Here is a 13,068-nt window from a genome sequence, read left to right on the forward strand (position 1 = left end):
AGGGGCTTATGTGTGGTCAGATATAGGTGCGCAGGAACTCGGCGAGGGCGACCATCGCCAGGCTCTGGCCATAGGGCATCGAGGTGAGAGCGATGTCCTTGTAGAATTGCTGGGTGTCGCCCATCGCGGTGCCGAAGCTGACCTGCTGAAGCTCGCCATGCTCGTCGATGTTGGCCAGGACGCCCTTCACCGCCTTGATCCCGACCGCCTCGTACTGGCGCGGCAGATAGCCCTTTCGCACCGCCTTCAGGATGCCATAGGCGAAGCCCGCGGTGGCCGACGCCTCAAGATAGCTCGACGGGTCCATGACCAGCGTATGCCACAGGCCGGTCTCGGCATCCTGCGTCTCGCTAAGCGTCTTCACCTGCGCCGCGAGCGTATCGATCAGGAACATCCTGAGCGCATCACCCTGCGGCAGGTCGAGGATCTCGATGATCTCGGGGATGGCGATCGTCACCCAGCAGTTGCCGCGCGCCCACAGCGCCTCGGCGAAATTGTGCCGGCCGTTGAAGTCCCAGCCGTGGAACCACAGCCCGGTCTTCTTGTCGAACAGATACTTGATGTGGACGAGGAACTGGCGCTTCGCCTCCTCGATGTAATGCGGGCGGTTCAGCAGCAGGCCGATCTTGGCGAGCGGCAGCACGCTCATCATCAACGTGTCGTCCCACATCTCGCCGGGGTTCTCGTCGTTGTAGACGATGTGCTGGAAGCCACCCTCCTCGGTCTTGGGTAGGCCGTCGGGCGCCATCAGCCATTCGGCCCAGGCGTCGAGATAGGGAATGTAGCGCGGATCGGGCTCGTGCTCATAAAGGTAGGCGAGCGTGATGAAGGGCGCGACGGTGTTGATGTTCTTGGTCGGCGTGCCCTCGGCGAAGCGGTCCTCGAACCACTGCTTGATGATGGCGAGCGCAGTCTTGTCGCCGGTCTGCTCGTAATAGCGCCACATGCCGAACAGGCCGACGCCGTGGGTCCATTCCCACCCGGCCCAGCCCTTGGTGTCGATGATACGGCCATCCTCGAGGTGGAGCAGGAACTCGCCGGTCTCGTCCTTGATGTTGACGAGATTGTCCATCAGCTTGGCGATGGCCTGGGTGACCTCCTGCCGGGGGACGTCGTGAGTGAGGGCGGCCACGTTATTTCTCCTGGATGAGTTGGTCGGGGCGAGTCGGTGCCGCGACCGGGGATACGGGGATGCCGCCGCGCATGTTGCGCAGCGTGACGAGCTTGACGGCCTCCAGCGCATCGCCGGGCGCGCCGTCGCTGGTGACGGCGAGCGCGATGCTGTTGGGGCCGCGGTGGTTCAGGATGCCTTCGGGAATCGGAAAGACGCGCTGCGGGCCGATGTGGGCTATGAACTGGCCCATGTTCCAGCCGTTGACGAACAGCAGCGCGCGATACTTGGCGACCGAACGTGGCGTGGTGGTGTCGCCGAACGCGACCGCGATCGTTGCGTCCTGGCCCTTGGGTACGGCCAGGGTAAAGCTGGTGCGATACCAGCTGGTGCCGGGCTTTGCGCTGGTCGCGGGCAGCGTCGTGGTGGCCCAGCGGCGGTCATCGAAGCCGGGGAGATGCCAGCCCATCCGCTCGCCATATTGGCCGCCGCTGTTGGCGGGGCCGCGGGCGGGGTCGGCCAGCGCTTCGCCGCCGGTGCGACCCTGGATCTTCCACGCGATCGGCACCGCGAAGCTGCGGCCGCCGGGCGCCTCGATCGAGGCGGAGATCAGGCCGCGCGCTTCCTTGTGGAAGTCGTCGACGTCGAGATCCCAATTATGGCCGTTGTTGCGCAGCATGACCGTGACGACATGCTCGCCGGGGGCTTGCGCCGCGGCGGGCAGGTCGAAGCGGGCCAGGCCGGTGGTGATCGGGCGGGGCAGGCCGCTGGGTAGTTCATGCTGGCCGACGAAGGCGCCGTCGACCCAGACCTGCAGCATCCCAGAGCCACCCGCGCCATAGTAGAGCGCGATCTGTTTCGCGTCGGGGCTGCCGCTGAAGCGGCCGCGGTAGAGAATATCGCCGTCGTGGAAGCCATAGGCGTCGGCGAGCAGGTTGGGCTGGCCGTCGGGTCGGGCGGTGATGCTGGCATAGGGCGCGCCGGCGGCGACCTGCCAGCGGCTGTCGTCGAAGCGCGGGTCGGCCTCGGGCGTGCCGTCTGCGGTTCGCCAGACGGTGAGCGCGGGCAGAGTGATCGGCGCGGGGCCGGGCAGGGTGGCGGTGCGGCTGCCGATCGCAGTCGGGCTGGTGGCGAGCGGCTTGCCGTTCCAGCTGGCTTTGCCGGCGGGCGCCCAGATTTCGATCGGGGTCTGATCGCTGGTGTCGCCGGTGAGGGCGAGGGTGCCGCGGGTCAGGGCGGCGTGGCGGACGAGCGCGGGGCCGCGGACCAGGGCGGGGCCCTGGCGCCAGTAGCGAACCGCTTCGGCCTCGTCGGCCAAGATCAGCGTCAGCGGCGGGCGACCGCCGCCCTCGATGCGAACGACGGTGCGGCCCTGGTGGGTGTAGTCGAGGATCAGGTCGCCGCGAGCTGCGTCGAAGCGGCTCGTGGCCTGGCCTTCGAGGATATGAACGCTGGGGGCGGAGGCATAGCGCAGTGCGGTTTCGCCGGGCTCGCCGGCGCGGCCGTAGAGCAGCATCAGCGACGAACCGGCGAGGGGCAGCGTCGCTTGCAGCTCGCTGGTCGAATAGACGAGGCGCTGGCCGAGCAGGGTGACGCCGGCAACCAGCCATTTGGCGTCGAAGCCGGTGAGCCGCATCGGCTGCGCCTGCGGGAAGGTGTAGCGGCCGTCGGGCAGGTCGGCGGTGATGGTGAAGGCGTCGTCGGTCGCGCCGTTCGACGGCTTGTGCGTCACCATCAGGAAACGCGCGTCGGTTTCGAGGCTGCGGTTGTGATAGGCCTGGACGTTGGCCGACGAGACCGTCGCGGGCGCTGCGGCGATCATGCCCGCGAGGTCGGGGACGCTCGCGATCAGGCCGCCGAGCTGCTTCATCTCGAGCGCCTTGTCGCGAAGACCGCGGCCCTCGGAAATGGCCGAGCCATAGTCGTAGCTGGTGAACACCACCGGCGCGGGCAGCCAGCCCCAGCTGGTGCCGCCATAGCCCATGTAGACCGAGTGGATGTCGATGCCGTTGGCGAGGTTGGTACCGTAGAACACGCGCTGGAAGCGCTTGCCGCGCTGGATCGCGTTGCAGGCGTAGCCGCCGTTCGAGCCCCAGTAATCGAACCAGCCACCGCCGAATTCGGCGAGGAAGGCGGGGGTGTCGGGCGAGGCGCTGGCCCCGCCCTTCGCGCCGCCAGGGCCGTAGAAACCCCAGTCGGGCGCCGCCGAACCGCGGGTCGGCTTGCCGGCAACGGTGCAGGTGCCGCCGGGATAGCCGTCGAAGGCGTAGAGGTCGTTGGGGCCCTTCACCACCTGGGCGACGGTCGAGCTCTCCGGCACCCAATCGCCGTTGCGGCCCTGGTCGTTGTGGAAGATCGGCACGGTGATGCCGTCGGCGCGCGCCTTGGCATAGAGGTGATCCATGTAGCGGCGCTGCGCCGGCGTGGTCAGTGCCAGCTCGTTCTCGATCTGGTGGAGGATGACGCTGCCACCGCTGTTGATCTGGTGGCGGGCGATGATCGCGTCGATGCGGGTCAGCCACTCGTCGGCGGCGGCCATGTACGCCGGATCGTCGGTGCGCGCCTTCCCGCGCTGGTTGACCAGCCAGCCGGGGAAGCCGCCGCGCGACAATTCCGCGTTCACGTACGGGCCGGCGCGGGTGATGACGTAGAGCCCTTCCTCCTTCGCCATCGTCAGTACGCGCTCGACATCGCGGATGCCGGTGAAGTCGTACACGCCCTGCTTCGGGCTGTGGTAGCCCCAGTCGAAATAGATGGCGACGGTGTTGAAACCGCTCGCCTTCATCTTCTGCAGGATGTCGCGCCACAGGTCGGGGCTGGGCAGGCGGAAGGGATGGAACTCGCTCGACCAGATCACCTGGCGCTTGCCGTCGATCATCAAGGAGCGTGCGTCGTAGCTGACGCGGCCGAAGGTCTTGACCGGCGCGGCGAGGTTTTCGGTGGGGCTGGCAGTCTGGGCGAGCGCGGGGGTCGCCGCGGCCACCATGAGCGTGGCGAGGAGCGCACTACGCATGGTGGAAGATCATCGGTAGCGGCGTTTCGACGGGGCGGTTGTCGGCCTGCACCTCCATCAGCGGCGCCATGTAATCCCACCAGCGCTTCATCACCGGATGGTCGGGCAGCGCGTCGCGGGCATTGACGTCGGCGAGCTTGAGCACTGCGAACAGCGTCAGCGTCTCTTCGTCGAGGAAAATCGAATAATCATGGATGCCGCTGTCGGTCAGCAGTGCCGTCAGCTCGGGCCAGATCTCGTCATGGCGGCGCCGGTATTCGTCGATCACGCCGGGCTTCAGCTGCATCCGGAAGGCATGGATCGACGGCATCAAAATCCCCTAACGGCCCATTATGTGGTATTGGCCTATAGAATTTGGTAATGCCGAATGTGGCCTAGGTCAATGGCGGGGTGACGGTGAAACGCGGCGCATCGTCAGTGACGACGGGCGGCCGAGCGTCGATCGCGACGGTCGCCAGGCGCAGGTTCTTGGCGATCACATCAGCGGCGTGGCGGAGCCACAGGCCCCAGGCCGGGGTGACGCCGAACATGCTCGGTTCGGGATAGGCATCGGCGAGGTCGCCGGGGCGGCGCGCGGCGTCGGCGGCGGTGCCGCCGCCGGCATAGGTGAGGTCGATATCGGCGAGGCGGACGCGCTCGATGCGGTGACCGGGGAGGCCGGCGATAGTGGCGGCGAAGCGATGGTCGATGCCGGTCGCGGTGACCCGCTCGATCGCCACGTCGCGGATCGCGCCGATGCCGGTGCCGGCAGGACCGCGGCGGCGGTCGCCGAGGCGCAGGAAGAGCGGCGCGGTCGTGACGCCGGTCATGGTCAGGCGGCGGGCGACGACGCGCTCCATGACGCCGCCGTCGACCGTCTCCAGCGCAAGCCCGCGGCAGTGGGTAAAGCGGCAATCCTCGATCGTGATGTCGTGATAGCCGCCGTTGCTTTCGGTGCCGAGCTTGATCCGGCCGGTGGGGCGATCGCGATCGGGGGCGAGCGCTTGCGTGGTTTGGCGAGTGCCGTCGAGCATCGTGCCGAGATCGAAGCCCGACACGTCGCAGTCGCGGATCGTCACGCGTTCGGCGGGAACGAGGCGGCCGAGCGCGAGGCTGCTCTTCACGACGATGGCATCGTCGTTCGGCGTGTTGACGCGGCAGCGCTCGACCACCGTGTCGGAGACGCAGTCGAGGTCGATGCCGTCGCGGTCCGTGTCGATCGTCAGGCGGTCGATGCGCAGGTCGCGGGTGCCGGTGGCGAGGATGGCGAAGTGGCCGCACTTCAGCATCGAAAAGCTCGACAGGCGGATGTTGCGGCCGCCCCGCAACGCGATCGCCTTGTTGCCGAGGCCGCGCATCCTGGCGGCGGTGGGTTCGAGCCGGGCGATCTCGGCCGCAGTCATCCCGCGCATCGAGAGCGGACGCTCGCCGGCCTGACTGCGCCAGCGGGCGCCGGGACCGTCGCGGGTGAGGCCGAGGCCGTGAATCAGGCCGGGGCCGGTGATCGCGACGTCCTCGACGTCGTCGCCCCAGATCAGACTGTTGTGCCAGTGGCTGTGGCCGAAGTCCTGATAGAGCTGATCGCCGCGATCCTCGGGCAGGTCGTAGGCGCCGGCATGGCGGGCGGGGTCGGCGGCTCCGATTACCGCGCCCTTCGCCAGGGCAATGGTGACGCGGCTGCGCAGGCGGATCGAGAAGCAGAGATAGCGGCCGGCGGGCACGACGACGGTGCCGCCGGTGCGCGAGGCGGCGAGGATGGCGGCGTTGAACGCAGGCGTATCGAGCGTCCGACCGTCGCCGCGCGCGCCGACATGGCGGACGTCGATCAGCGTGCGCGCATGCGCGGCGAAGGGAAGGGCGAGCCCGCCAAGCGCGACGTCGCGGCGGGTCATCATCGTGACTCTCGCGGCGCTTACTGGAGGTTCACGTAAGCGCCGCCATCGACCAGCAGCGAGGCGCCGGTGACATAGGCGGACAGGTCCGACGCGAGGAAGACGGTAGGACCGACGAGATCGTCGGGCTGGCCGAGCCGGCCGAGCGGCACGCGGCTTTCCATGTACCTGCGCTTCTCGACGTCGGCGAGATCGTCCTTGTTGATGTCGGTCAGGATCGTGCCGGGGAACAGCGAGTTGCAGCGGATATTGTGCTTGCCTAGCGCGATCGCGACCGACTGCATCAGCGAATGCAGCCCAGCCTTGGTGGGCGTGTAATGCGTCTGGTATTCGCCGCCGACCAGCGCCGAGATCGACGACATGGCGATGATCGAGCCGCCGTCGCCCTGCTTCACCATCTGGTTGGCCGCCGCCTGGACCATGAAATAGGCGCCGTGCAGGTTGACGCGCATCGTCCGCTCGAACGTCTCGACGGGCATGTCGAGGAAGGCGTGGAAGGGGCAGATGCCGGCATTGTTGACGAAGACGTCGATGCAGCCCAGCGCTGCGGTCGCCTGGGCGACGAAGGCCTTGGCGGTCTCCGGATCTGCGACGTCGCCCTGGATGGCGATGCCCTTGCGGCCCAGCGCCTCGATCTCCGCAACGGCGGCGTCGGCACCCGCCTGGTCGCGGCTGAAGTTCAGCGCGACGTCGGCACCATGGCGGGCACAGCCGACGGCGACGGCACGGCCGATCCCGGCGGACGCGCCGGTGACGAGCACGGTCTTGCCTGCGAGCAACATATCGGTCTCCTGGTGAAGGAAGGGGTCAGGCCGCAAGCGGCTCGAAGCCGAGTTCGCGGCTGATCGAGCCGGCGACGCCGCGCACGTCGTCGGTCAATTCGGTCATGCGCTCGTCGCTCATATATTGCGCCGCGCTCGACACGCTGATCGCGCCGACGATGACGCCGCGGGCATCGCGGATCGGCGCGGCAACGCAGCGGATCTGGTCTTCGTTCTCCTCAAGGTCGAACGCGCGACCGGCAGCGGCATAGCCGGCCATCCGCTCTTCCCAGACGGCCTGATCGGCCTTGGGCGCGCCCTCCGCCTGGTCGGCAACGAAGCGCTCGCGCCAATAGGCGGGGCTGTGATCGACCATCAGCGCCTTGCCGAGGCCGGTCGAGGTCAGCGGCTGGCGATCGCCGACGCGGCTGGAAATGTTGATGCGGCGGCGGCCGGGCACCTTGTCGAGATAGAGCGCATGGTCGCCGTCGAGAACGCCGAGGTGGACGGTGTCCTCGGTCGCGGCGGCGAGCTCCTCCAGCCAGGGCCGTGCGACCTGGACGAGATCGGCCTGCGCCTGCGCCAGCGTGCCGAGCAGCAGCAGCTTGGGGCCGAGCCGATAACCGGCGCGCGGCGTGAAGGCGAGGTAACCGCGATCGACCAGCGCGCTGAGCAGGCGGTGGGTGGTGCTCTTGGTCAGGTCGAGCCGCTTGGCGAGTTCGCTGAGCGTCAGCATCTCGTGGCTGACCGCCTCGATCAGGTCGAGGCCGCGCATCAGCGTCTGGCTGCCCGCGCCGACAGGGCCGCCGCCCGCTTCCGCCTTCTCCAGGCTCGCCACCGAGGTTTTCATGTCCATCGTTTAGGACGCTTTCTCGCAATCTGGCAATTGCCGTGGATGACCCCGCTTAAAAAGCCGCCGGCCACCCGTGGGAGCGACCGGCGAGGGGAAGGAACGGTGATCGCCCGGAGGGTCAGAACTTCAGCTGGAAGCCGGCGAAGAAGCGCTGGCCGGGGTAGTAGGTTTCGAAGCTGCCAATGTTCTTGATGTAACTCTGCGAGTATTCCTTGTTGATGTTCTGCATTTCCATAAATAGGCTGTAGTGCCATTGCGGGAAGCGGAAGGTGATCTTACCGTCCAGGTAGCCTTCGCCCTTGCGATAGATCGGGTTGTTGCTGTTGACGCTGTTCACCGCCTCGACCAGCCAATCGGACCGATAATTGTAGCTCAGGCGAGCGTTGAGCCAACCCTTGTCGTAGAAGACGCTGGCGTTGTAGGTCCACTTCGACAAGCCGGGATATTCGTCGAGCGGCAGGCCCGTGGCGCTGTTCGTAAGGTTGGTACGGATCGCGCGAGCGAAGGTCACGTTGCCGCTCGCGCCGAAGCCGTCGAACGGCTGCGGCAGGAAGGTGAAGGCCGTCTGGGCACTCGCCTCGATGCCATCGAGCAGTGCGCCGAAACCGTTGATTGGCTGACGCACCGTGTAGGTCACTCCGTCACCAAACAGGTCGACACCGCTGCGCGTCACATTGGGGACGACGAAGCTCTTCTCGTACTTCTTGTAATAGCCAAGGCTGACCAGCGTATCGCGGTTCGGATACCAGGCGAGGTTCGCTTCCCACTGATCGGCGCGATAGGGCTTGAGCGCCGGATTACCCGCGGTGCAGATGTCGTCGGCCGCCGAAATGGTAGCGTCGTCGAGGCAGTTGATGTTCGGCACAAGGTCGGTCGGCCGGGGACGTGCGAGATTCTTCGCCCAGTTGGCGCGCAGGACGAGGTTGGGCGTGATTTCCAGCGCCGCATTGAAGGCTGGCAGAACATCGAAATAATCGTTGGTCAGTGACAGCTGCTGCGCGCGCAGGAAGACGGTTTCGGTGCCCCCGGTCGCCGTGAAGCGGGTGACGCGAGCGATGTTGGTGCCCGTGCCCTGGTCGCGCGTGTAGGTATAGCGGACACCGGCATTGCCGCTGAGGCGCAGCCCGAACACCCGCGTGTCGACGTTCGCCTGGACATAGCCGGAGGCAATCTTTTCACTGATCTTCGCCGACGGGATCTGCGGCAGCCCGTTGGATTCAAAGACGAGGTCCTGGTCGAAGCCGGACAGGTCGTAGAATTGACCGATCGCCTTGGGATCGAAATTGGCGAACGCGATCCGGCTGGGGATGTTGCCGGGAGCGCCCTGCAGCCCGCTGAACAACGGTGCCCCGCCGCTGGTGGTGCCGAGCGACGTCAACAGCGCGGCATATTCAGCCTGCGTCAGCTGGACGTTGTAGCCGCCTGCGCCGATCGTGCCGGTCGGGGTGATGCGCTGGGTGACCGTCGGCACGATGGTGGTCGTGTACGATACGTTGGCGGAGGTTTGATAAACCGGAGCGCTCGTGCCGCCGCCTGACAGGATCCGCGAGCCACCGCCGGTGTACACGACATAGTCCTGGCTGCGGAATTGACCGCCGTACTGGATGTTCTTGAGCGGCCCGGCTTCGATTAGCCAATCGACATCGAGCTTCAACTGATCCTCGGTGTTCTTGTTGTAGCCGGGCCGGTACTGAACCGTCGGGCCAAGAACCGTCGATGTCGTACCAAGGCCGTTCCCGGGGCGCGTAAAGTTGGTGTAGATGCTGGGATCGGCAGGGTTGATCGCACTGGGATAGGTGAAGACCGGAATCCCAAGATCGTTGCGCGTGTCGATGTTAACGCTTGCGATGCCCGTGGACAGCGAGATCAGGTTCGTTTCACTGGTGGTGTTGGCCGTGGCATGCGACGCCATCGCCTTGATCTTGATACGATCGAAATTCCAGTCGAAGCCACCAAGATAATAGCGGGACTGCTGATTATACTGGAAGTCGCGGCGTTGGACGCCAAGGATGTTACTCGATCCGCTGTATGTTGGGGCCGTCGCGGTGCCAATATTTACCGGGTTCGCCGCCGTCGTGAAGCTGGTGACAACGTGATTTGCGTTGACCGTGGCGCTGCTCTGCTGGACCTGTGGGCGCGACGTGCCGCCGTTGAGGCCGGCGGGCAGCTGCGCATCCAGCGGGAAGCGCTGGAAGCGGCTGAGATCGAGCGCATAGTTGGTGTCGAAGAGGCGCTGGTCGCGATTGTTGAGAACGGCCTCGCCATAGACGCGGAAATTGGGCGCCACCTCATACTGGACGGTCAGGTCGGCGGACAGGCGCTTGTCGCGGCGGACGAGGTTGCGATAGCGCGGGCCGTTGGGTGCCCAGTCGAAGAACTGGGTTTCGCACGCCAGGCGGCGGGCAGTGGCGTTGGACGCGTTCTGGCCGCCGACGCCGGCGCAGCTCGCATAGGTATTGAAGTTGGAATAGAGCGGGTCGGCGACCGTCTTCTGATCGGAGTGGTCGAAGTCGGCGAGGCGGGTCCAGCCGGTGTTGGCGGCATAGTCCTGGCGGGTCGACTTGTCGTCGTAGGTGGCATTGAGTAGGACGCCGAGGCCGTCGATCAGGAACCTGGGCGTGCCGACGATCACCGTCGCGCGGGGGCGCCAGTCCTGAGTCAGGTCGAGGTGCTGTTCGGAGAAGACGACCGTCGCCAGCCCCTTCTTCAACTCGAGCGGCTTGCGCGTCTCGATCGACACCGTGCCGCCGAGGCCACCTTCGGTCAGGCTCGCCTGATAGCCCTTGTAGACGTCGATCGACTTGACGAGCTCGGTCGCGAGTTCGCGGAAGTCACCGGCACGGGTGCCGAGCGCCGACACCTGGCTGACGCCGTTGACCTCGACACGGTTCAGATCGGGCTCGACACCGCGGATCGACACCTGGACGCCCTCGCCGAAATCGCGGCTGAGCTGGACGCCGGTGACGCGCGACAGCGAGTCGCCGACGTTCTTGTCGGGGAAGCTGGCGATGTCGTCGGCGACGATCGAGTCGACGACGGTGCCGGCGTTGCGCTTGCGCGCGATCGCCGACTGGAGCGAGGCGCGGGTGCCGACCACGACGACGTCGCCGGGGGCAGGCGCGGCCTGCGGATCGTTGCCGTCGTCCTGGCTGATGTCCTGACCGGCAGCGGGAGCGGGATTGCCGGCGGGCGTTTCCGCGGGCGTCTTGGGCTCGACCGCCGCCGACGACGGCGCGACGTTGCGATCACCGGGGACGGGGGTGGTCTGCGCGATGGCAGGAGTGGCGAAGGCACCGATCGTCAGCGCCAGCGCGGACGTGGTGGCGAGCACGCGCGCGGCAGGTGCAGTGCGACGGATGACGGACGAATCGAGCTGCGGCAACGTACCAACCCTCCCCAGAAACGGCGCGGCTTTTGCCGTCGCGGTGATGTGGATCATCCACATGATGAACCTTTGTTCCGCTTTCTATGTTGCCAAAATCTGAAATGCAATCATGATTATTGGAACTTTCGGCGTGAGCGCGAAAGCGATGGAGGGATTCAGGATGCACGGCAATGGCTTGGCGCTGGCGTTCGCAGCGACGTCGATGATCGCTGCCGCACAGGCGGCAACGACGCCGCGCGTGGTCGAGCGGCTCGATCGCGGCGTGGTCGCGACACCGGCGAAGGATGGCGGCTGGCTGATCTCGTGGCGACTGCTGGCCAGCGACGCCGCGGGGCTGGGGTTCGACGTGTATCGCGACGGGCGCAAGATCAACGCCGCGCCGATCACGACCGCGACCGCTTTCGTCGACCCGCGTGGCGACGGGATAGGACGCTACACGGTGCGGGTGGCGGGCAAGGGCGGCGACAGCGCTCCGGCGCTGATGGCGCCCAAGGGCTATCTGTCGATCCCGCTCGATCCGCCGGCGCCTGGCGTCACCCCGTCGGGCGAGGCGTATAGCTATAATGCCAATGATGCGAGCGTCGGCGATCTCGACGGTGACGGGCGGTACGAGCTGATCCTGAAATGGGATCCGACGAACAGCCACGACAACAGCCAGGCCGGCTATACGGGCAATGTCTACATCGATGCCTATACGCTCGACGGCAAGCGGCGGTGGCGGATCGACCTGGGGCGCAACATCCGCGCCGGCGCGCACTATACCCAGTTCCAGGTCGCCGACTATGACGGCGACGGGCGTGCCGAGGTGGCGATGAAGACCGCTGACGGCACCGTCGACGGCGTCGGGACGGTGATCGGCAATGCCAGGGCCGACTGGCGCGGGCATGACGGCGAGGTGCCGCAGCCCGATCGCACGGGCGCCAAGACGCTGGCCGACGGCACCAGGGTCGCGCCGCTGCAGGGACGCATCCTGAAGGGGCCGGAATATCTGACGGTGTTCGATGGACGCACCGGCCGGGCGCTGGCGACGGCGCCCTATGATCCGCCGCGCTATCCGGGCGGCAACCCGACCTTCGAGCAGCTGCGTGACACGTGGGGCGACGGCTATGCCAATCGATCGGACCGGTTCCTTGCGGGCACGGCCTATTTCGACGGCAAGCAGCCGAGCATGGTGTTCGGGCGCGGCTATTATGCGCGCACCGTCGTCGCCGCCTGGGACTATCGCGGCGGAAAGCTGACCAGGCGCTGGACCTTCGATAGCGCCGCGCCGGGGAATGGCGACTATGCGGGGCGCGGCAATCATCAGCTGAGCATCGCCGACGTCGACGGCGATGGCCGCGACGAGGTGATCTATGGATCGATGGCGATCGACAACGACGGCAAGGGGCTGTGGACCGACCCGCTCTATCACGGTGATGCGATGCACGTCGCCGACCTCGATCCGCTGCGGCCCGGACTGGAGAAATGGGGCGTCCACGAGGAGGTGAAGCGCAACGGCGGCATCGGATCGGCGCTGCTCGATGCGCGCACCGGCGCGATATTGTGGACCAAGCCGGCGGCAACCGACACCGGGCGCGGGCTCGCCGCCGATATCGACCCGCGATACGTCGGCGCCGAGATGTGGGGATCGAACAGCCGCGAGCTGTTCGACGTCCATGGCCGGGCGATCGGGCCGGCGCCGCGCGCCACCAACTTCGCGCTCTATTGGGACGGCGACCTGTTGCAGGAGCTGCTCGACGGGACGACGATCAGCAAGTGGAACTGGACGGCGGGCACGGCGGCGGCGCTGCTGCATCCCGCCGACGTCGCGTCAAACAACGGGACGAAGGCGAACCCGGCGTTGCAGGCGGATATCCTCGGTGACTGGCGCGAGGAGGTGGTGTGGCGTTCGGCGGACAACCGCGAGCTGCGCCTCTATGTCACGCCCTATCCGACGACGCACCGGTTGGTGACGCTGATGCAGGACCCAATCTATCGCGCCGGCGTGGCGTGGCAGAACACGGCGTATAACCAGCCCCCGCACCTGGGGTATTTTCCGGGGAGCACGGTGGCGAGCGACACGGCGGAGTGAGCC

Annotated in this window: 8 protein-coding genes; 1 reads left to right on the forward strand and 7 read right to left on the reverse strand. The window is 66.8% G+C overall.

All coding sequences use genetic code 11. The features are described 5' to 3' along the window. Positions 1-16: 16 nt before the first annotated feature. The 7 genes from bglB to GGQ80_RS11330 all read right to left on the reverse strand — a co-directional run bounded on the left by bglB (position 17) and on the right by GGQ80_RS11330 (position 11,048). Positions 17-1,132, reverse strand: coding sequence for a beta-galactosidase BglB (gene bglB, locus GGQ80_RS11300; protein ID WP_183984848.1), 1,116 nt, complete (start codon positions 1,130-1,132; stop codon positions 17-19). Position 1,133: 1 nt separating this feature from the next. After that, on the reverse strand, positions 1,134-4,124 hold the full coding sequence (locus GGQ80_RS11305; RefSeq protein ID WP_183984850.1) for a glycoside hydrolase family 35 protein: 2,991 nt from the start codon (positions 4,122-4,124) through the stop codon (positions 1,134-1,136). Then, complete coding sequence (rhaM, locus tag GGQ80_RS11310; protein WP_246347027.1) at positions 4,117-4,434, reverse strand: L-rhamnose mutarotase; 318 nt, start codon at positions 4,432-4,434, stop codon at positions 4,117-4,119. Before rhaM ends, GGQ80_RS11305 begins: the two co-directional genes overlap by 8 nt. Positions 4,435-4,498: 64 nt before the next feature. After that, positions 4,499-5,995: a rhamnogalacturonidase gene (locus GGQ80_RS11315; protein WP_183985143.1), complete on the reverse strand. Its 1,497-nt coding sequence runs from the start codon at positions 5,993-5,995 to the stop codon at positions 4,499-4,501. Positions 5,996-6,015: 20 nt separating this feature from the next. Then, entirely contained in the window at positions 6,016-6,777 is a 762-nt protein-coding gene (gene lra1, locus GGQ80_RS11320) for an L-rhamnose 1-dehydrogenase Lra1 (RefSeq protein WP_183984852.1), read from the reverse strand. A gap of 25 nt (positions 6,778-6,802) precedes the next feature. Continuing rightward, a complete protein-coding gene (locus GGQ80_RS11325; RefSeq protein WP_183985145.1) occupies positions 6,803-7,606 on the reverse strand; it encodes an IclR family transcriptional regulator in 804 nt (267 codons plus the stop codon). Between the two features lie 121 nt (positions 7,607-7,727). Beyond that, on the reverse strand, positions 7,728-11,048 hold the full coding sequence (locus tag GGQ80_RS11330; RefSeq protein ID WP_183985147.1) for a TonB-dependent receptor: 3,321 nt from the start codon (positions 11,046-11,048) through the stop codon (positions 7,728-7,730). A 106-nt stretch (positions 11,049-11,154) separates the two neighbouring features. Here GGQ80_RS11330 and GGQ80_RS11335 point away from each other — a divergent pair, with 106 nt between their 5' ends. Further along, positions 11,155-13,065, forward strand: a complete 1,911-nt coding sequence (locus tag GGQ80_RS11335; RefSeq protein WP_183985149.1) for a rhamnogalacturonan lyase — start codon at positions 11,155-11,157, stop codon at positions 13,063-13,065. The last annotated feature ends 3 nt before the right edge of the window (positions 13,066-13,068 follow it).

The sequence above is a fragment of the Sphingomonas jinjuensis genome, from assembly GCF_014197105.1.
GTDB classification, from domain to species: Bacteria; Pseudomonadota; Alphaproteobacteria; order Sphingomonadales; family Sphingomonadaceae; genus Sphingomonas; species Sphingomonas jinjuensis.

What these genes read in the sequence shown, in the direction of transcription:
- GGQ80_RS11305 (WP_183984850.1), bottom strand. Translation starts at nt 4,124, where the DNA reads ATGCGTAGTGCGCTCCTCGCCACGCTCATGGTGGCCGCGGCGACCCCC.
- rhaM (WP_246347027.1), bottom strand. Translation starts at nt 4,434, where the DNA reads ATGCCGTCGATCCATGCCTTCCGGATGCAGCTGAAGCCCGGCGTGATC.
- GGQ80_RS11315 (WP_183985143.1), bottom strand. Translation starts at nt 5,995, where the DNA reads ATGACCCGCCGCGACGTCGCGCTTGGCGGGCTCGCCCTTCCCTTCGCC.
- lra1 (WP_183984852.1), bottom strand. Translation starts at nt 6,777, where the DNA reads ATGTTGCTCGCAGGCAAGACCGTGCTCGTCACCGGCGCGTCCGCCGGG.
- GGQ80_RS11325 (WP_183985145.1), bottom strand. Translation starts at nt 7,606, where the DNA reads ATGAAAACCTCGGTGGCGAGCCTGGAGAAGGCGGAAGCGGGCGGCGGC.
- GGQ80_RS11330 (WP_183985147.1), bottom strand. Translation starts at nt 11,048, where the DNA reads ATGATCCACATCACCGCGACGGCAAAAGCCGCGCCGTTTCTGGGGAGG.
- GGQ80_RS11335 (WP_183985149.1), top strand. Translation starts at nt 11,155, where the DNA reads ATGCACGGCAATGGCTTGGCGCTGGCGTTCGCAGCGACGTCGATGATC.